General features: G+C 69.3%; 14 protein-coding genes. 6 read left to right on the forward strand and 8 right to left on the reverse strand.

The genetic code is table 11. The features are described from left to right. Positions 1-42 precede the first annotated feature (42 nt). Positions 43-1,242, forward strand: coding sequence for a 2-methylaconitate cis-trans isomerase PrpF (prpF, locus tag WAF18_RS06275; protein WP_337244332.1), 1,200 nt, complete (start codon positions 43-45; stop codon positions 1,240-1,242). A 25-nt stretch (positions 1,243-1,267) separates the two neighbouring features. Here the strand turns inward: prpF and WAF18_RS06280 are convergent, their stop codons facing one another. From WAF18_RS06280 to WAF18_RS06305, 6 genes are all read right to left on the reverse strand, one after another. Next, positions 1,268-1,882: a glutathione S-transferase N-terminal domain-containing protein gene (locus WAF18_RS06280; RefSeq protein WP_337244333.1), complete on the reverse strand. Its 615-nt coding sequence runs from the start codon at positions 1,880-1,882 to the stop codon at positions 1,268-1,270. 59 nt (positions 1,883-1,941) lie between these two features. Next, positions 1,942-2,427: a cell wall hydrolase gene (locus tag WAF18_RS06285; RefSeq protein WP_183426225.1), complete on the reverse strand. Its 486-nt coding sequence runs from the start codon at positions 2,425-2,427 to the stop codon at positions 1,942-1,944. A gap of 487 nt (positions 2,428-2,914) precedes the next feature. Continuing rightward, entirely contained in the window at positions 2,915-4,963 is a 2,049-nt protein-coding gene (locus WAF18_RS06290) for an NADPH-dependent 2,4-dienoyl-CoA reductase (RefSeq protein ID WP_337244334.1), read from the reverse strand. Positions 4,964-5,100: 137 nt separating this feature from the next. Then, positions 5,101-6,120: a zinc-binding alcohol dehydrogenase family protein gene (locus WAF18_RS06295; protein WP_337244335.1), complete on the reverse strand. Its 1,020-nt coding sequence runs from the start codon at positions 6,118-6,120 to the stop codon at positions 5,101-5,103. Next, entirely contained in the window at positions 6,117-7,034 is a 918-nt protein-coding gene (locus tag WAF18_RS06300) for an aldo/keto reductase (protein ID WP_337244336.1), read from the reverse strand. The genes WAF18_RS06295 and WAF18_RS06300 overlap by 4 nt, the downstream gene beginning before the upstream one ends. A 45-nt stretch (positions 7,035-7,079) precedes the next feature. After that, positions 7,080-8,276, reverse strand: a complete 1,197-nt coding sequence (locus WAF18_RS06305; protein ID WP_337244337.1) for an MFS transporter — start codon at positions 8,274-8,276, stop codon at positions 7,080-7,082. Between the two features lie 99 nt (positions 8,277-8,375). Between WAF18_RS06305 and WAF18_RS06310 the strand changes: the two genes are divergently transcribed. The 4 genes from WAF18_RS06310 to WAF18_RS06325 all read left to right on the forward strand — a co-directional run bounded on the left by WAF18_RS06310 (position 8,376) and on the right by WAF18_RS06325 (position 12,310). Then, positions 8,376-9,326: a LysR family transcriptional regulator gene (locus tag WAF18_RS06310; protein WP_337244338.1), complete on the forward strand. Its 951-nt coding sequence runs from the start codon at positions 8,376-8,378 to the stop codon at positions 9,324-9,326. 237 nt (positions 9,327-9,563) lie between these two features. After that, the gene (locus WAF18_RS06315; protein ID WP_183426219.1) at positions 9,564-10,637 is read left to right on the forward strand and encodes an OmpA family protein; all 1,074 of its coding nucleotides are present in this window, start codon (positions 9,564-9,566) and stop codon (positions 10,635-10,637) included. 349 nt (positions 10,638-10,986) lie between these two features. Continuing rightward, entirely contained in the window at positions 10,987-11,466 is a 480-nt protein-coding gene (locus WAF18_RS06320; RefSeq protein WP_337244339.1) for a hypothetical protein, read from the forward strand. A gap of 73 nt (positions 11,467-11,539) precedes the next feature. Then, positions 11,540-12,310, forward strand: coding sequence for a pseudouridine synthase (locus WAF18_RS06325; RefSeq protein WP_337244340.1), 771 nt, complete (start codon positions 11,540-11,542; stop codon positions 12,308-12,310). A gap of 27 nt (positions 12,311-12,337) precedes the next feature. On the opposite strand, the gene kbl is transcribed toward WAF18_RS06325, so the two are convergent. Both kbl and tdh read right to left on the reverse strand, forming a co-directional pair. Further along, positions 12,338-13,531, reverse strand: a complete 1,194-nt coding sequence (kbl, locus tag WAF18_RS06330) for a glycine C-acetyltransferase (protein WP_337244341.1) — start codon at positions 13,529-13,531, stop codon at positions 12,338-12,340. Positions 13,532-13,639: 108 nt separating this feature from the next. Next, the gene (gene tdh, locus WAF18_RS06335; RefSeq protein ID WP_337244342.1) at positions 13,640-14,674 is read right to left on the reverse strand and encodes an L-threonine 3-dehydrogenase; all 1,035 of its coding nucleotides are present in this window, start codon (positions 14,672-14,674) and stop codon (positions 13,640-13,642) included. Positions 14,675-14,929: 255 nt separating this feature from the next. On the opposite strand from tdh, the gene WAF18_RS06340 reads away from it, so the two are divergent. Next, entirely contained in the window at positions 14,930-17,014 is a 2,085-nt protein-coding gene (locus WAF18_RS06340) for a S46 family peptidase (protein WP_337244381.1), read from the forward strand. Positions 17,015-17,128: the final 114 nt, after the last annotated feature.

Below are 17,128 nucleotides of genomic sequence, written 5' to 3' on the forward strand. Positions count from 1 at the left end.
TTCTCCCGTGAGGGAAACAAGCCGACGACAAGTGAGAACGCCATGACCTACGCCCCCCAACTCCGCATCCCCGCCACCTATATGCGCGGCGGCACGTCCAAAGGCGTGTTCTTCCGGCTCGAGGACCTGCCGGCCGCGGCGCAGGTGCCGGGCGCGGCGCGCGATGCGCTGCTGATGCGGGTGATCGGCTCTCCCGACCCGTATGCCAAGCACACCGACGGCATGGGTGGCGCGACGTCGTCGACCAGCAAGTGCGTGATCATTTCGAAGTCCACGCGGCCCGATCACGACGTCGACTACCTCTATGGCCAGGTGGCGATCGACAGCGCATTCGTCGACTGGAGCGGCAACTGCGGCAACCTGAGCACGGCGGTCGGCCCGTTCGCGATCGCCAACGGCTTCGTCGATCCTGCGCGCATCCCCGAAGACGGCACCGTCGCGGTGCGTGTGTGGCAGGCCAACATCGGCAAGACCATCGTGGTCCACGTGCCGGTCGCCGGCGGCCAGGTGCAGGAGACCGGCGATTTCGAACTCGACGGGGTGACCTTCCCGGCGGCCGAGATCGTGCTGGAGTTCGTCGATCCTGCCGACGAGGGCGAAGGGGAGGGCGGCGGTGCGATGTTCCCGACCGGCTACCTCGTCGACGATCTCGAGGTCCCGGGCATCGGCACGCTGCGTGCGACGATGATCAATGCCGGCATTCCGACGATCTTCATCGACGCCGCAGCGATCGGCTGCACCGGCAGCGAGTTGCAGGACGCGATCAACGGCAACGCGCAGGCGCTGGCGATGTTCGAAACGATCCGCGCGCACGGCGCGCTGCGCATGGGGCTCATCGGCGATCTCGCCGAGGCGTCCAAGCGCCAGCACACGCCCAAGGTCGCGTTCGTGGCGCCGCCACGCGATCACGTGGTGTCGAGCGGCAAGGCGATCGCTGCGGGGGGCATCGACCTGCTGGTACGCGCGCTGTCGATGGGCAAGCTGCATCACGCGATGATGGGCACGGCGGCCGTCGCGATCGCCACGGCCGCCGCGATTCCCGGCACGCTGGTCAGCGACGCGGCCGGCGGCGGCGCGCGCACCTCGGTGCGCTTCGGGCACCCGTCGGGCACCCTGCGGGTCGGCGCCGAAGCGGTGCAGGTCGATGGCCGCTGGACAGTGGCCAGGGCGATCATGTCGCGCTCGGCGCGGGTGTTGATGGACGGTGCGGTCCGCGTGCCCGCCGACACGCTGCCCGGCTGACCCCGGGCAGCACCAGGGCCGGAGGCTAGAGAATGCCCTCGGCCGCCAGGGCGGCGCGCACGCCCGGATCGGCTAGCATCCGCGCATCGAAGGCCTGCAGGCGGTCGAGGCCGCCCAGGTCGAGCTTCAGGCGCTTGGCCCATTGCAGGGTCACGAACAGGTAGGGGTCGGCGATCGAGCGGGTGCCGGCGAGGAAGTCGCGACCTTCGAGCTGCGCATCGAGGCGTTCATAGAGGCCGCGGATCTTCTGCATGGCCTGCTTGCGCGTGCGATCGATGGCGTCGGGATCGTCGAGGTACTTGGTGCTGCCAAACAGCGGGTGGAACGCGGGGTGCAGGTCGGCATTGAGCAGTCCGAGCCAGCGATTGACCTCGGCCCGGCCCTCGGGCGTCCCGTCCCCGCCCAGCTTGGCTTGCGGAAAACGGTCGGCCAGGTAGTTCAGGATGGCCGCGTTCTGAGTCAGTACCCAGTCGCCATCGACCAGCACCGGGACTGCGCCGGCGGGATTGAGCGCCAGGAAGGGCGGCGCCTTCATCAAAGTCGCGTCGACGACGCGCACGTCGAACGGCGTGCCGATCCAGCGCAGCGCGATGTGGTCGGCCAGCGAACAGGCGCCGGGCTTGGTGTAGAGCGTGAGCATGCAACCTCCGGACTCGGGACGGGCGGCCATCATGCGCCCGGCGCGAGCGGCGGCAAACCTCAGCCGCGGGCGGTCGTCGCCGTGGGGGCAGCGGGCTGGGGACGCAGCGGTTGGACGCGCAGGAACGTGTGGTCGCCGATCGTCGCGACCGGCGGCGCATGGCGCCAGGCGGGGGCGGCGATGCCGTGGGCCATGAAGTGACTCGCGCCGGGCACGATCTCGCGGCGCTCGGCGCGCGGCAGCGACCAGTTGCGCTCCGAGGCCAGGGCCACGTTGACCGCCCGGGTCCACGCGTTGGTGTTCGCCAGCCGGGTCTGGGGCGACAGGATGGTCGGTGCGAACTGCTTGCGCGCGGTGACCACCTCGCACATCGAGTCGCCCCACAGCCCGCTTTCCTGCCGGCGCAATGCGACTTCAGCGACGGCTTCCTGTCCGCGGACCGATTGGTCGCGGGCTTCGAGATAGACCGTCGTGCTCAGACAGAGCGAATCGGCGGCCGGCGGTGGCAGCACGGAGGCCAGCCACATCACCCATTCCAGTTTCATCGTTGACTCCTTGCTCCGTTGCGCCGTGTCGCGCTGCGCGATGCCGGTCAGGCAGGCACGGCGGCGACGTCGGCATGGCGTCTTGGGGAGGGCGGCGACTCTATGGCGCTTTCGCCCGGGCTCCGAGCCGCGGGGTCGCGGCTGGGCCGGTGTTCCGCCAAAGGCGGGCGGAACGATGTGGCGGCACGGTATCGGTGGTTTTTCGAATCGAACGTGAATGCGCGGCACTGGTGCCGGCGGTCGATCTGTGGCTGGAAACGGCCAAAATGGGCTCGTATTCAGTCCAAGGCGGGATCACCAGCGGGATCGCGTAGCACTGGGCTTTATGAATATCTGTTCAGTTTTATTGCGATGTCGCGATGCAGGGAGGGCCCACATTCAGTCCGGCGCATCGGCGCACCTGTTTTGAGCAACGACCTGCGGCGCAACCGCCAGCGTCCGCCAGGCGGCAGTGCCGAGTGAGATGCGGCGCCATCGCGCAGGTGCGCTACAGGCGCGCCGCCAGCGCGCTGGCCTGGGCGATCGCACGCTTGGCGTCGAGTTCGGCAGCCACGTCCGCGCCGCCGACCAGATGCACGACACGTCCGGCCGCCTGCAATGCGTCCAGCAGGTCCCGTCGCGGCTCCTGGCCCGCGCACACCACCACGTGATCGACCGGCAGCAGCTGTTCGCTGTCGTCCACCCGGATGCGCAGGCCCGCATCATCGACGCCCAGATACGCGACCCCGCCCAGCATCTGGACGCCCTTGGCCTTCAGCGTGCTGCGGTGGATCCAGCCGGTGGTCTTGCCGAGCCGGGCGCCCGGACGGCCGGGACTGCGTTGTAGCAGCCAGACCTCGCGCGCTGGCGGCGACGGTGCGGCCGTGACCAGGCCGCCCGGTCGCTCGAAACTCGGGTCCACGCCCCATTCGCGCATCCACGCCGCCGGATCGAGACTGGGTGACGGGCCGTCGCCCTCGACCAGGAATTCGCCGACATCGAAGCCGATGCCGCCGGCGCCGATGATCGCCACCCGTGCGCCCGGCACGACCCGACCCTCGAGCACATCCGCATAGCCGACGACCTTGGGGTGGTCGTGTCCGGGGATGTCGATCGCGCGCGGTCGTACGCCGGTCGCGAGCACGACGGCATCGAAGCCCGCGAGGTCGTCCGCCGTCACCGGGGTCGAGAGCCGCATCTCGACCCCGGTCTCGGCGATGCGCTGACCGAAGTAGCGCAGCGTCTCGTTGAACTCCTCCTTGCCGGGAATGCGCCGTGCCAGGTTGAACTGGCCGCCGATCGCATCGGCCGCGTCGAACAGCACCACGCGGTGGCCGCGCTGGGCGGCGACGGTCGCACACGCCAGCCCGGCCGGGCCGGCGCCGACCACTGCGATACGCAGCGGCGCGGCCGCCGGGAAGTAATTGAGCTCGGTCTCCGCACACGCGCGCGGATTGACCAGGCAGCTCGCGGTGCGGTTCGCGAACACGTGGTCGAGACATGCTTGGTTGCAGGCGATGCAGGTATTGATGCGTGCGGGCGTGCCGGCGCGCGCCTTGGCGACCCAGTGCGGATCGGCCAGCAGCGGCCGCGCCATCGACACCATGTCCGCGCCGCCTGTCGCGAGCACACGCTCGGCGACGTCGGGCATGTTGATGCGGTTGGTCGCGACCAACGGCAGCTTCACATGCGGGCGCAACTTGGCGGTCACCCCGGCGAAGGCCGCGCGCGGGACCGAAGTGGCGATCGTCGGCACCCGTGCCTCGTGCCAACCGATCCCGGTGTTGAGCAGCGTTGCCCCGGCAGCCTCGATCGCGCGGGCCTGCTGCACGATCTCGTCCCAGCCCGAGCCGCCTGGCACCAGCTCAAGCATCGACAGGCGGTAGATCAGGATGAAGTCGTGCCCGGCGGCCTCGCGCACGCGGCGCACGATCTCGGTCGCAAAGCGCATGCGCTGCAGCACATCGCCGCCCCAGCGGTCCTGGCGACGATTGGTGCGCGCACTGAGGAACTGATTGATCAGGTAACCCTCGCTGCCCATGATCTCGACGCCGTCGTAGCCGGCCTCGCGCGCGAGCTTGGCGGCGTGGGCGTAGGCGTCGATCGTGCGTTCGACCCCGCGTGCGCCGAGCGCCCGGGGTGTGAACGGATTGATCGGGGCTTTCAGACGGCTCGGCGCGACCTGCAGCGGGTGATAGGCATAGCGGCCGGCATGCAGCAACTGCAGGCAGATCTTCGCGTCATGGGCGTGCACCGCGTCGGTGACCGGGCGATGGCGCCGCGTCTCCCATCGCCACGACAGCTTGCCGCCGAACGGCTTGAGCCAGCCGGCGATGTCGGGCGAAAAGCCACCGGTGACGATCAGCGCCACACCGCCTTCCGCACGCTCGGCGAAGTAACGCGCCAACTTCGGGAAGTCGGCGGCGCGATCCTCCAGCCCGGTGTGCATCGAGCCCATCAGCACCCGGTTGCGCAGCGTCGTGAAGCCGAGGTCGAGCGGGGCGAGCAGGTGCGGATAGGGCGTGGGGTCGACGGGCTGGCCCATGACTGGCGACATGACCTGGATACGCTGGCGTATGGATGCCGCAGGGTGCCGCGACCGGCGCCGCGGCGCAAGCGCCGCGGTTTCTCAGGTGCAGGCCGGGCGAGGCCGGCCGGTCCCCAGCGCCCGGGGCTGGGCGTCGACGATCGCGATCAGCGCCAGCCGGCGACGGCGACCTTGCCGATGGTCGCGCCGGACTCGAGCAGCCGGTGCGCTTCGCGCAGGGTGTCGGCACCGATCGGCGAGAGCGTGCGACCGAGCGTGCCGCGCAGTTGCCCGGCGTCGACGAGCGCGGCGACGCGCGCCAGGATGCGCCCGTGCGCATCCATGTCGGCAGTGCGGAAGCGCGGCCGCGCGAACATGAATTCCCAATGGATGCCGATGCACTTGGCCTTGTAGGGATCGCCGATCTTCAGCGCGCCGGCCGGTTCGACGATCAGGCCGACATGCCCCTGCGGCGCGAGTACCTCGCCCAACGCGTCCCAGTAGCGATCGGTGTCGGCAAGATTGAGCGCCGCGTCGACCTGGGTGTAGCCGAGCGTCTGCAACTGCGGCGCCAGCGGCTGGCGGTGATCGATGACATGGTCGGCGCCGAGGTCCCGGCACCAGGCGATGCTGTCCTCGCGCGAGGCGGTGGCGATGACGGTGAAACCGGCCAGCTTGGCCAACTGGATCGCGATCGAACCCACGCCGCCGGCACCGGCGATCACCAGCAGTGTCTTGCCCGCGCCGCCGTCCTCGAAGGCGTAGGGCATGCGTTCGAACAGCAGTTCCCAGGCGGTGATCGCGGTCAGCGGCAGGGCGGCGGCCTGGGCGAAGTCCAGCGTGTCGGGCTTGCGCGCGACCAGCCGCGCATCGACCAGTTGGAACTGCGCATTGCTGCCGGGTCGGGTGACATCGCCGGCGTAGTAGACCGCGTCGCCGATCGAAAACCCGCTCACCTGATCACCGACCGCGTCGACCACGCCGGCCGCGTCGTAGCCGAGCACGCGATGCGGTGCGGCCTCGGGCAACGGCGCGCGACGCAGCTTGGTGTCGACCGGATTGACCCCGACCGCCTCGATGCGCACGCGCAGGTCGTGCGGGCCGGGCGCTGGAATGTCGAGCTCGAGTTCGACCAGCGCGTGCGGATCGTCGATCGGCAGCGGGCGGGTGGTGGCGATGACTTTCATGCGGGACTCTCCTGATCGGGGGTGGGGACTGGCGCCGGACTGCGCTCGGCGAACTGCCCGTTCCAGTAAGGGTAGTAGGGATAGGGCGTCGGCACCGCGCTCGCGGCGTCCAGCTGCGCCATATGCGCCGGGTCCAGCGTCCAGCCGGCCGCCGCGCCCAGGTTCTCGCGCAATTGCGCCTCGTTGCGCGCGCCCAGCAGCACCGTCGAGACCCCGGGACGCTGCAGCAGCCAGTTCAGCGCGATCTGGGGCACGCTGCGCCCGGTGTCGGCAGCGACCGCATCGAGCGCGTCGACGATCTGGTCGAGGCCGAGCGGCATCAGCTCCCATTCGTAGTCGCGACCGGCCAGCGAGTAATACGCCTGGTGCGCGACATAGCGCGTCAGTCCGTCGCGGTCGGCGATCGCCAGCGCCTTCATCAGCTGCCAGCCCGCGTGGTTGGACGCGCCGAGGTAGCGCACCTTGCCGGCGCGGACCAGGCCGTCGAGCGTCGACAGCGTTTCCTCCAGCGGCGTCATCGCATCGAACGCATGCAACTGCAGCAGGTCGATGTAGTCGGTATCGAGTCGGCGCAATGCGGTGTCGACGGCGGCGAGCAGGTGCGCGCGTGAGGCGCCGACCGCGTTGGCATCCGCGCCCACCCGCAGGCCGACCTTGGTTGACAGCAGCACCCGGTCGCGGCGGCCGCGGACCGCCGCGCCGAGGATCGTCTCCGATGCGCCATCGGAATAGGCATCGGCCGTATCGAAGAAACAGGCGCCGGCGTCGAGGCACAGGTCGACAAGGCGACGCGCCTGTACCGCATCGGTGTCGCCCCAGGCGCCGAACAGCGGGCCGCGCCCGCCGAAGGTGCCGACGCCGAAGCCGAGCACGGGAACGCCCAGGCCGGAGCGGCCGAGAAAGCGGGTGTCCATGGGAATGTCCGTGGCGGAGATGAGGAGGGGCGATGCCGCAAAGCATCAGCAGGGCTGGATGGCGGTCGGGCGTGCGCGGCGGAGCGCGAGCGCCGACACGGCGACACCGGCCAGCGTGATCAGCGCCCCAGCCGTGCCCAACCGCTCCAGGCCGCCGCCATGGCCGACGACGAGGCCCCCGAGCCAGGCGCCCGCTGCATTGCCGAGGTTGAACGCGCCGATGTTGAGGCTCGAAGCGAGGTTGCGGCCGTCGTCGCCGGCGCGTTGCAGCACCCAGGCCTGCAGCGGCGCGACGGTCGCGAATGCGGCGACGCCGAGCAGGCCGGTGGCGATCACCATCGCAGGCGCCTGGTGCATCGCGGCGCCGAGCAATGCGAGCACGGCGGCGAGCGCGAGCAGCGTGGCCGGAATTGCGACCATCGGTGCACGATCGGCGAACCGGCCGCCGAGCAGGTTGCCGGCGATCATGCCGACCCCGAACACCAGCAGCACCGGCGAGACCGCACGATCGGGCAAGCCGCTCACCTGGACCAGGACCGGTTGGATGAAGGTGTAGACCGTGAACACGCCGGCATATCCCAGCGTCGTCGTCAGCAGGCCGAGCACGACCGGTGGCCGCGACACCGCCGCGAGCGCACGACGGACGCTGCCGGCCGCGCCGGTCGCGCGGTCGGCCGGGACCAGCGCCGCGATCACGAGGGTCGCCAGCGCCCCGATCGCGGCCACCGCCCAGAACGTGGCGCGCCATCCCGCGTGCAGGCCCAGCCACGCGCCGGCCGGCACACCGAGCAGGGTGGCGACGGTCAGACCGGTGAACATCACCGAGATCGCGCGGGCGCGCCGCTCGGCAGGTACCAGACCTGCGGCGACCACCGCGCCGACGCCGAAGAAGGTGCCATGGGCGAGCGAGGTGATCACGCGCGCGGCCATCAGCCAGCCGTAGTCGGGCGCCAGCGCGCAGGCCAGGTTGCCGAGCGTGAACACCGCCATCAGGCCGACCAGCACCGCCTTGCGCGGCAGCCGGTCAGTCGCGAGCGTGAGCAGCGGTGCGCCGACGAACACCCCCAGCGCATAGCCGGAAATCAGCAGCCCGGCTGCGGGCAGGCTCACCTGCAGATCGGCCGCGACCTGGCGCAGCAGGCCCATGATCACGAACTCGGTGGTGCCGATGCCGAATGCGCCTGCGGTCAGTGCATACAGGGCCGCTGGCGTGCGGGAGGAGGGAGCGGAGGAGCGGGGCATGGTCGCGATCGGTGCGGGAGGGCGGCCATTCTCGAAAGCGGCGATCCGACGGAACAGGTTTAGGATCGACAATCACTTTCAATCGGATATTGAAGATCGATGACGCGGCTCGATGACATCGCCCTGTTCCTGCGCGTGCTCGATTTGGGCTCGATCAGTGCTGCCGCGCGCGCTCTGGACCTGTCGCCGGCCGTGGCCAGCCAACGCCTGAAGCGCCTGGAGAGCGCGCTGGGCGTGCGGCTGCTGCATCGGACCACGCGCCGGCTGCATCCCACTGCCGAGGGCCGCGCGCTGGCCTTGGGTGGGCGCGCGCTGGTCGACGATCTCGACAGCCTCGCCGCAGGTCTGCGCGAGAGCGGCGGGCGCGGGATTGCGGGCACGTTGCGGGTGACGATGTCGGCCTCGTTCGGGCGCCAGCACGTCTCGCCGCTGCTGCCGCGGTTCTTGGCCCGGCATCCCGCGCTGCGGCTGAGCGTGCACATGAGCGACCAATTGGTCGATCTGGTCCGGGAGGGCTTCGACCTGGCGATCCGGATCGGCGAACTGGACGACTCGCGCCTGGTCGCACGTCCGATCGCCGCCAACGAGCGCGTGCTCGTCGCCTCGCCGGACTATCTGCATCGGCGCGGTCACCCGCGCGTGCCGGCCGACCTGGCCGATCACGCGTGCCTGCTGCTGGTCGGCAGCCGCGGGCGCCAGGACCACTGGCCATTGCTCGACCGCAATGGCGTCCGCACCGAGGTCGCGGTGTCGGGGCGCATGGAAAGCACGCTGGGCGAGATCCTGCGCGACGCCGCGCTCGCAGGCGAGGGCATCGCGATGCATTCGGTGTGGCATGTCGCCGACGATCTGCGTGCGGGGCGTCTGGTCCGCGTGCTGCCGGAATACGCCCCGCCGACGACCGGCATCCATGCGGTCATGCCCGAGCGTCGGCTGGTGCCGCCACGCACCCGCGCCTTCGTGGATTTCCTGGTCGAGGCCCTGGGCCGCTCGCCGCCCTGGGCGGCTGCCGCGGAATACGCCGCGGCGCTGGATAGCAGTAAGCGTTAAGCGCGTCTTGACGCCACGACGACGTCGAATCCAGACAATGCGCGCCGTTGGGAGTTCCCGCCATAGCCCAAGGCTGGATGAACGGTAAGGCGTCGTTCTGTTGGAATCTTTCAACCGTTAGCTTAGTGTTAACGACGCCTTCACACAGCTGACTTTAGGCTATGTCCAAGGCGTGTGCGTTTGACGCCTCAAACCGATGCCATGACGCATTCCCCCTAGAACAGGAGCTGATACAACATGAATAAGAAACTCCTCTGCGCCGCGCTGCTCGGCGGCCTCGGCTTGGTGCAGGCCGCCAATGCCCAGGAGTTCGACGACCGCTGGTATCTGACCGGCTCCGTCGGCTACAACTTCCAGGCCGAAGATCGCCGCACCGACGACACCCCGTTCGGCACCATCGGTTTCGGTCGTTTCATCAGCCCGAACTGGTCGATCGACGGTGAGCTGAACTATCAGAACCCCGGTTTCGACAGCAGCGTCGAGGGTGCGAACCCCGACCTGAACTGGAGCCAGTACGGCGCCTCGATCGATTTCCGCTACCACTTCATCTCCGAAGGCCGTGGCTGGAACCCCTACCTGCTCGCAGGTGTCGGCTACCAGCGTTCGGAAGAAGAGTTCAACGCGTTCCCGAGCCCGAACTCGCCTGGCGAGCGTAAGGACGGCAACTTCGCTGCCAAGGTCGGTGCCGGTCTGCAGACCACCTTCGACAAGCGCGTCGCCGTGCGTGCCGAAATCGCCTACCGCGCTGATTTCGACGACAGCAGCATCGCCGCCAACGGTTCGCGTGACTGGGCCGGCTACCCGCACAACGCCAACGAGAGCTACTTCGGCGACGTGCTGGCCTCGGTCGGTGTCGTGGTGCCGCTCGGCCCGCCGCCGGCGCCTCCGGCTCCCCCGGCTCCGCCGCCGCCGCCGCCGGCTCCCGCCCCGGCTCCGCCGCCGCCGGCTCCGATCACCATCGATCTGAACGGCGTGAACTTCGACTTCGATCGTTCGACGCTGCGTCCTGACGCGGTGGCGATCCTGAACGAGGCCGTCGAGATCCTGCGTCGCTACCCCGAGCTGCGCGTTGAAGTTGCAGGCCACACCGACTCGAAGGGTACGGATGCCTACAACCAGCGCCTGTCGGAGCGCCGTGCGAAGGCCGTGTACGACTTCCTGACCAGCAACGGCATCACCGCCGATCGCCTGGTGGGTCCGGTCGGCTACGGCGAGAGCCGTCCGATTGCGCCGAACACCAACCCGGATGGTTCGGACAACCCGGAAGGCCGTGCGCGCAACCGCCGCACCGAGCTGAACGTCCAGAACTGATTCTGGCGCCAGCGAAGCAACACGAAGAAGCCCGGCGCATGCCGGGCTTCTTTTTTTTTGTCTTCTTTACGACCGAGGAATGGCAAGCCGATCGCGCGCCAATGTTGCGCGATCTCGTGTATTGCGGGCCGCCGACCCAGTCCTCGAAGGCGAAATGGACGACCGGTGCGGCACGCATCCATGCGCCGAGCGTTTCGATCGAGTGCACAGACGTCCCGACCTCGCGGCGCGATCGCCGCAGGCGGGAGCCGACACTCACCGAAGTGAATGCGCGAGAGCAGAATTTCCCTTGTCGGCCGGTAACTTGGCGCATACACTTCAGGCCAATTCGACTCCGAGACTCTTTGCCATGCGCGCTATCGTGTTGACGACCCTGCTGGCCCTTCCGCTTGCCGGCCAGGCGGCAGACTGCGCCGATACGCGCGCTGCGCGCCCGCTTCAGGCCACCGCACTGATGCCGCTGTCGCCGGAACTGGCGGCGCCCAGCTATCGGCTCGGGACCACCGCCGTGCTGTCCCGCGCTTATGACGATGCGCAGTCCGTCGATCAGGTGCTGCTGCGCATGGAGATCGAGCGCTGCCAGAACGTCGCGATGGCCGCCGCAGCGGCGGGCGTGGTGCAGCCTGGCGATCCGGCGGCCTACGTCAAGCAGACCGAGTTCGACAACACGCCGTATCGGTTCAACATGACCCAAGGCGGCAAGCGCATGACCGCCGATGACTTCGACGCCTGGCTCAAGGCCAATGGCTACAGCGTCGGGCGTCGCGTGGACCCCAACGCACCGGTCGAAGCGGCGGCCGCCCCGGCAACCCCGACGCCGACCGAGTGAGTGTCGTTCTCCCCGACGCGTCGATGACGACGGCCCGCGTGAGCGGGCCGTTCGTCCATGTGGTCGCAGGGCGATGAGCAGCAGACCATCGCGCGGCCCCGCTCCGCCTCGTTACGGGATTGCGCGCATCCTGTCCAAGCGCGGCCTGTGCTCGCGCAGTGAGGCCGAGCGCTGGGTACGCGACGGGCGGGTCCGCATTGGCGGGCGTGTGGTCCGAGATCCCGAGTATCCGGTCGCACTCGACGAGGCGCGCATCGTCATCGATGGCGTGACCATGTCCGGTGCTGTGCACCGCTATCTGATGCTCAACAAGCCGCGGGGTCTGGTGACGACCGCCCACGACGAGCACGGGCGCGACACCGTCTACCGGTGTTTCGACGGTGCCGGGCTGGGATGGATCGCGCCGGTCGGCCGACTCGACAAGGCCAGCGAGGGCCTGTTGCTGTTCACCAGCGACCCGGCATGGGCGGCGGCGATCGCCGACCCCGAGCGCGGCCCCAGCAAGACCTATCACGTGCAGATCGATACGCGGCCCGACGCCGCGCTGCTCGCCGGCCTGCATGCCGGCATCGAGGACGCCGGCCAGCATCTGCGTGCCGCCTCCGCCCGGGTACTGCGCGAGGGGGGGCGCAATGCGTGGCTGGAGATCGTGCTCGACGAAGGCCGCAACCGGCAGATCCGTCGGCTGCTGGCCGCGTACGAGGTCGGCGTGCTGCGGCTGGTGCGTGTTGCGATCGGGCGCGTGGGCCTGGGCGAACTGGCCAAGGGCGCGTGGCGCGAACTCGCGCCCCACGAAATCGAACGTCTGGCGCCGCGCCCGACGCCGGCCGTCAAGCCGGCCTAGCGCCGAGGGGGCGCCACGCGCGACGGCTCAGGCTGGCAACACGCCCAGTTCGCGGCCGATGCGGGTGAACGCGTCGATCGCCTGGTCCAGATGCTCACGCGTGTGTGCGGCGCTGATCTGGGTGCGGATCCGGGCCTGGTCCTTGGGGACCACCGGGAAGAAGAATCCGATCGCGTAGATCCCTTCCTCGAGCAGGCGCTCGGCGAAGCGCTGCGCCAGCTTGGCGTCGTAAAGCATGACCGGGCTGATCGGGTGGGTGCCGGGGCGCAGGTCGAAGCCGGCCGCGGTCATCCGCTCGCGGAAGTAGCGGGTGTTCTCGACCAGCCGTTCGCGCAATTCACCGGCTGCGTCCAGCATCTCGAAGGCCTTGATGCCGGCGGCAACCACGTGCGGCGGCACCGAGTTGGAGAACAGGTAGGGACGCGAGCGCTGGCGCAGCAGTTCGATGACTTCGGCCTTGGCGGTCGTGAAGCCGCCCAGCGCGCCCCCCATCGCCTTGCCGAGTGTGCCGGTGATGATGTCGATCTTCTCCAGCACGCCCTTGACCTCGGCCGAGCCGCGACCAGTGGCGCCGAGGAAGCCGGTCGCATGGCATTCGTCGATGTGCACCAGCGCGTCGTACTTCTGCGCCAAGGCGGTGATCTCGTCGAGTGGCGCGATGAAGCCGTCCATCGAGAACACGCCGTCGGTGGTGATCAGGATGGTCTTCGCGCCGTCGGCGCGCGCCTGCTTGAGCCGCGCCTCCAGGTCGGCCATGTCGCAGTTGGCGTAGCGGTAGCGCTTGGCCTTGCACAGCCGCACGCCGTCGATGATCGAGGCGTGGTTGAGCGCGTCGCTGATGATCGCGTCGTCTTCGCCGAGCAGGGGCTCGAACAGCCCACCGTTGGCATCGAAGCAGGCGGCATAGAGGATCGTGTCCTGCTTGCCGAAGAACTCGGCGATGGTCCTCTCGAGCTGCTTGTGCAGGTCCTGCGTTCCGCAGATGAAGCGCACCGAGGCCATGCCGAAGCCGTGGGTGTCGAGCGCATCCTTGGCCGCGGCGATGATCTCCGGGTGGTCGGCCAGGCCCAGGTAGTTGTTGGCGCAGAAGTTCAGCACCGTGCGCCCGTCGGCCAGCGTGATCTGCGCCGACTGCGGGCCGGTGATCACGCGTTCGGACTTGAACAGGCCGGCGTCACGGATCTCGTCGAGGGTGTCGGCGTAGCGCTGGGTAGTGGACATGGCGGCGTTCCGGAAGGCGAAGGCCGCATTCTACTTGGCCGCGCGTGCCGGCCCGGACGGCCGGCGAGGTGTGGGGGCCATTGACCGCCCGCGGGCGGGGCGCCGCTCTCAAGTCCAGTTGAGGACGACCTTGCCCGACTTGCCCGATTCCATCAGGTCGAAGCCCTTCTGGAACTCGTCGACCGGCAACTGGTGGCTGAGCACCTTGCCCAGCGGGAAGCCCGACAGCACCAGTTGGGTCATCTTGTACCAGGTCTCGTACATCTTCCGGCCGTAGATGCCCTGGACGGTCAGGCCCTTGAAGATGATCCGGTCCCAATCGATGCCCGCGCCCTTGGGCAGCAGGCCGAGCAGGGCGACCTTGCCGCCGTGGTACATGCAATCGAGCATGTCGTTGAACGCGCGCGGGTTGCCGCTCATCTCCAGGCCGACGTCGAAGCCCTCCATGTGCAGGTCGGCCATGACCTCCTTGAGCGAGGTGTTGCTGACGTTCACCACGCGCGTGGCGCCCATGTCGGCGGCCAGCTTGAGGCGGTAGTCGTTGACGTCGGTGACCACGACGTTGCGCGCGCCGATGTGCTTGCAGATGCCCGCGGCCATCACCCCGATCGGGCCGGCGCCGGTGATCAGCACGTCCTCGCCCACGACGTCGAACTCCAGCGCGCAGTGCGCGGCGTTGCCGTAGGGGTCGAAGAACGCCGCCAGCTCGGACGGGATCTGGTCGGGGATCGGCCACAGGTTGGTCGCCGGCATCGCAATGTACTCGGCGAACGCGCCGTCGCGGGTCACGCCGATGCCGACGGTGTTCGGACACAGGTGCGGCTTGCCGGCGCGGCAGTTGCGGCAGTGGCCGCAGACCAGGTGGCCCTCGGCTGACACGCGCTGGCCCACCGTGTAGCCGGTCACCGCCGACCCCAGTTCGACGATGCGGCCCACGAACTCGTGGCCGATGACCAGGCCGGGCTTGATGGTGCGCTGACTCCACTCGTCCCACAGGTAGATGTGCAGGTCGGTGCCGCAAATCGCAGTCTTCTCGAGTTTGATGAGCACGTCGTTCGGGCCCGGGGTCGGCACCGGCACCTCTTCCATCCAGATGCCTTTGGTGGCTTCGCGCTTGACCAGCGCCTTCATCGTCCGGGTCATCGTCGTCGTGCCTGCTGGCAGAAAAGAGCCGCGATTATACGGGTCGGACGATGACCGCCCCTGCTGCACCGCATCGTCGCCGGGGCGGCATCGGAGCCGGCGGCCGGGGCCTGGGGTTGGCCCCGCGCCTGCACCACGTTCTAGACTTGGCGCCCCGAAACGACCGACAGGACCACCATGCGCCATCCGCTTCTGGCCGCGACGCTGCTGGGCGTCTTTCTCAGCTGCAGTCACTCGTCCGTCGCCGGAGAGGGGATGTGGGTCCCGCAACAACTGCCTGAGATCTCGCCTGCGCTGCGCAAGGCGGGCCTGCGGCTCGATGCCAACCGACTGGCGGACCTGACCGGCGACCCACTGGGCGCTGTGGTGTCGCTGGGCGGCTGCACGGCCAGTTTCGTTTCGCCGCAGGGGCTGGCGATCACCAATCACCACTGCGCCTACGGCGCGATCCAGCTCAATTCCACGCCCGAGAAGAACCTGATGCGCGACGGCTTCAACGCCGCAGCGCTGGGCGACGAGATCTCGGCCGGCCCCAACGCCCGCATCTACGCGCTCGACAGCATTCAGGACGTCACCGCCGAGGTGCGGGCGGCGATCGACGCAGCCGCCGACGGGCTGGGCCGGACCACGGCGTTGGATGCGATCGAGAAGTCGCTGGTTGCGCGCTGCGAGGCCGAGCCCGGCTACCGCTGCCGGCTCTACAGCTTTCTGGGCGGCAACAGCTACCGGTTGTTCCGCAATCTGGAAATCCGCGACGTGCGGCTGGTCTACGCGCCGGCCGGCGGCATCGGCAGCTTCGGCGGTGATGTCGACAACTGGATGTGGCCGCGCCATACCGGCGACTTCGCGTTCTACCGCGCCTACGTCGGTCGCGACGGGCGCCCGGCCGAGTACGCGCCCGACAATGTGCCCTACACCCCGCGACGTTTCCTGCGTCTGGCCGACAAGTCGCTGCGCGAGGGCGATTTTGTGATGGTGGCCGGCTACCCGGGGCGCACCAGCCGATATGCATCGGCCGGCGAGTTCGCCGAGACCGTCGCTTGGCGCTATCCGCAGGTCAGCCGCCATTACCGTGCGCTGATCGATCTAGTCGAAGCGCAGGGCAAGCAGGACCCCGAGATCGAAGTGCGCTATGCCAGCGCGGTGCGCGGTTGGCAGAACACGCTGAAGAACTACGAGGGCCAGTTGCAGGGCTTCGAGCGGATCGGCGCGCTTGCCCGCAAGCAGCAGGAGGCCGCCGCAGTGCAGGCCTGGTTGCAGGGCCAAGGGGAAGCAGGGCAGCCGGCGCTCGAGGCGCAGGCGCGCATCGCCGCGCTCGAGGCCCAGGCGCAGGCCACCCGTGAGCGCGACCTGGTGCTGTCGTTGCTCGACAACAGCGGCGTGCTGTCGACCGCGGTGCGCCTGTACCGGCTGGCGATCGAGAAGGAACGGCCCGACGCAATGCGCGAGCAGGGTTACCAGCAGCGCGATCTGCCGGTGATCGAGGGCAGCCTGCGACAGATGGACCGGCGCTATGTGCCGGCGATGGACCGCGCGCTGACCCGCTACGCCTTGCAGCAATACGTGCAGTTGCCGGCAGGCCAGCGAGTCGCGGCGATCGACCAGTTCCTGGGCGGCCGCGACGCGGCGGCGATCGAGCGCGCGCTCGATCGGCTCGAGCGCAGCCGCCTGGGCGACAGCGAGGAGCGCCTGAAGTGGTTCGCCGCCGACCGCCATGCATTCCTGCGCAGCAACGATCCCGCGCTGCAGTACGCGGCTGGGGTGGTGCCGGAGCTCGTGCGGATCGAACAGGAGGCCAAGGCGCGCGCCGGCGACCTGCTGGTGCTGCAGCCGACCGTCCTGCAGGCGGTTGCCGACTATCGCGCCAGTCGCGGCGAGGCGGTCTATCCGGACGCCAACTCCTCGCTGCGCCTCACCTTCGGCAACGTCGTCGGCTACACCGACCGCGCAGGCCGCACGCAGACGCCGTTCACCCGCCTCGAGGAGATTCCGGCCAAGGCGACGGGGACCGAGCCGTTCGATGCGCCCAAGGCGCAGCTCGACGCGATCGCCGCCGGCCGCCAAGGGGGCCTGGCCGACCGCCGCCTGCGCTCGGTGCCAGTGAATTTCCTGGCCGATCTCGATGTGACCGGCGGCAATTCCGGCTCGCCGGTTCTCGATGCCGACGGCCGCCTGACCGGGCTGCTGTTCGACATGACCTGGGACGCGGTGGTGTCGAACTGGGTGTTCGACCCGACGATGACGCGCACGATCTCGGTCGACCAGCGCTACATCCGCTGGGTGATGCAGGAGGTCGATCCGGCGCCGCGGCTGCTCCGGGAAATGGGCGCGGCGCGCTGAGCGCGGGCCTCACGACGTCGGGTGGTCCGCTGGCCTCCTGCGCGGTGGACCGAACCGGCGACGCTGACCGCCTGCGCTGGCGCCCCTCCTCGGACGCGGGTGCCTGTGTCAGCA

The organism is Luteimonas sp. gir, from assembly GCF_037198055.1.
In the GTDB taxonomy this organism is placed as follows: domain Bacteria; phylum Pseudomonadota; class Gammaproteobacteria; order Xanthomonadales; family Xanthomonadaceae; genus Luteimonas; species Luteimonas citri_A.

Bases quoted from the DNA above. Each gene is read 5' to 3' on its own strand.
- WAF18_RS06300 (WP_337244336.1), bottom strand. From the start codon at position 7,034: ATGGACACCCGCTTTCTCGGCCGCTCCGGCCTGGGCGTTCCCGTGCTC.
- kbl (WP_337244341.1), bottom strand. From the start codon at position 13,531: ATGTCCACTACCCAGCGCTACGCCGACACCCTCGACGAGATCCGTGAC.
- WAF18_RS06290 (WP_337244334.1), bottom strand. From the start codon at position 4,963: ATGTCGCCAGTCATGGGCCAGCCCGTCGACCCCACGCCCTATCCGCAC.
- prpF (WP_337244332.1), top strand. From the start codon at position 43: ATGACCTACGCCCCCCAACTCCGCATCCCCGCCACCTATATGCGCGGC.
- WAF18_RS06340 (WP_337244381.1), top strand. From the start codon at position 14,930: ATGTGGGTCCCGCAACAACTGCCTGAGATCTCGCCTGCGCTGCGCAAG.
- WAF18_RS06285 (WP_183426225.1), bottom strand. From the start codon at position 2,427: ATGAAACTGGAATGGGTGATGTGGCTGGCCTCCGTGCTGCCACCGCCG.
- WAF18_RS06315 (WP_183426219.1), top strand. From the start codon at position 9,564: ATGAATAAGAAACTCCTCTGCGCCGCGCTGCTCGGCGGCCTCGGCTTG.
- WAF18_RS06320 (WP_337244339.1), top strand. From the start codon at position 10,987: ATGCGCGCTATCGTGTTGACGACCCTGCTGGCCCTTCCGCTTGCCGGC.
- tdh (WP_337244342.1), bottom strand. From the start codon at position 14,674: ATGACCCGGACGATGAAGGCGCTGGTCAAGCGCGAAGCCACCAAAGGC.
- WAF18_RS06295 (WP_337244335.1), bottom strand. From the start codon at position 6,120: ATGAAAGTCATCGCCACCACCCGCCCGCTGCCGATCGACGATCCGCAC.
- WAF18_RS06325 (WP_337244340.1), top strand. From the start codon at position 11,540: ATGAGCAGCAGACCATCGCGCGGCCCCGCTCCGCCTCGTTACGGGATT.
- WAF18_RS06310 (WP_337244338.1), top strand. From the start codon at position 8,376: ATGACGCGGCTCGATGACATCGCCCTGTTCCTGCGCGTGCTCGATTTG.
- WAF18_RS06305 (WP_337244337.1), bottom strand. From the start codon at position 8,276: ATGCCCCGCTCCTCCGCTCCCTCCTCCCGCACGCCAGCGGCCCTGTAT.
- WAF18_RS06280 (WP_337244333.1), bottom strand. From the start codon at position 1,882: ATGCTCACGCTCTACACCAAGCCCGGCGCCTGTTCGCTGGCCGACCAC.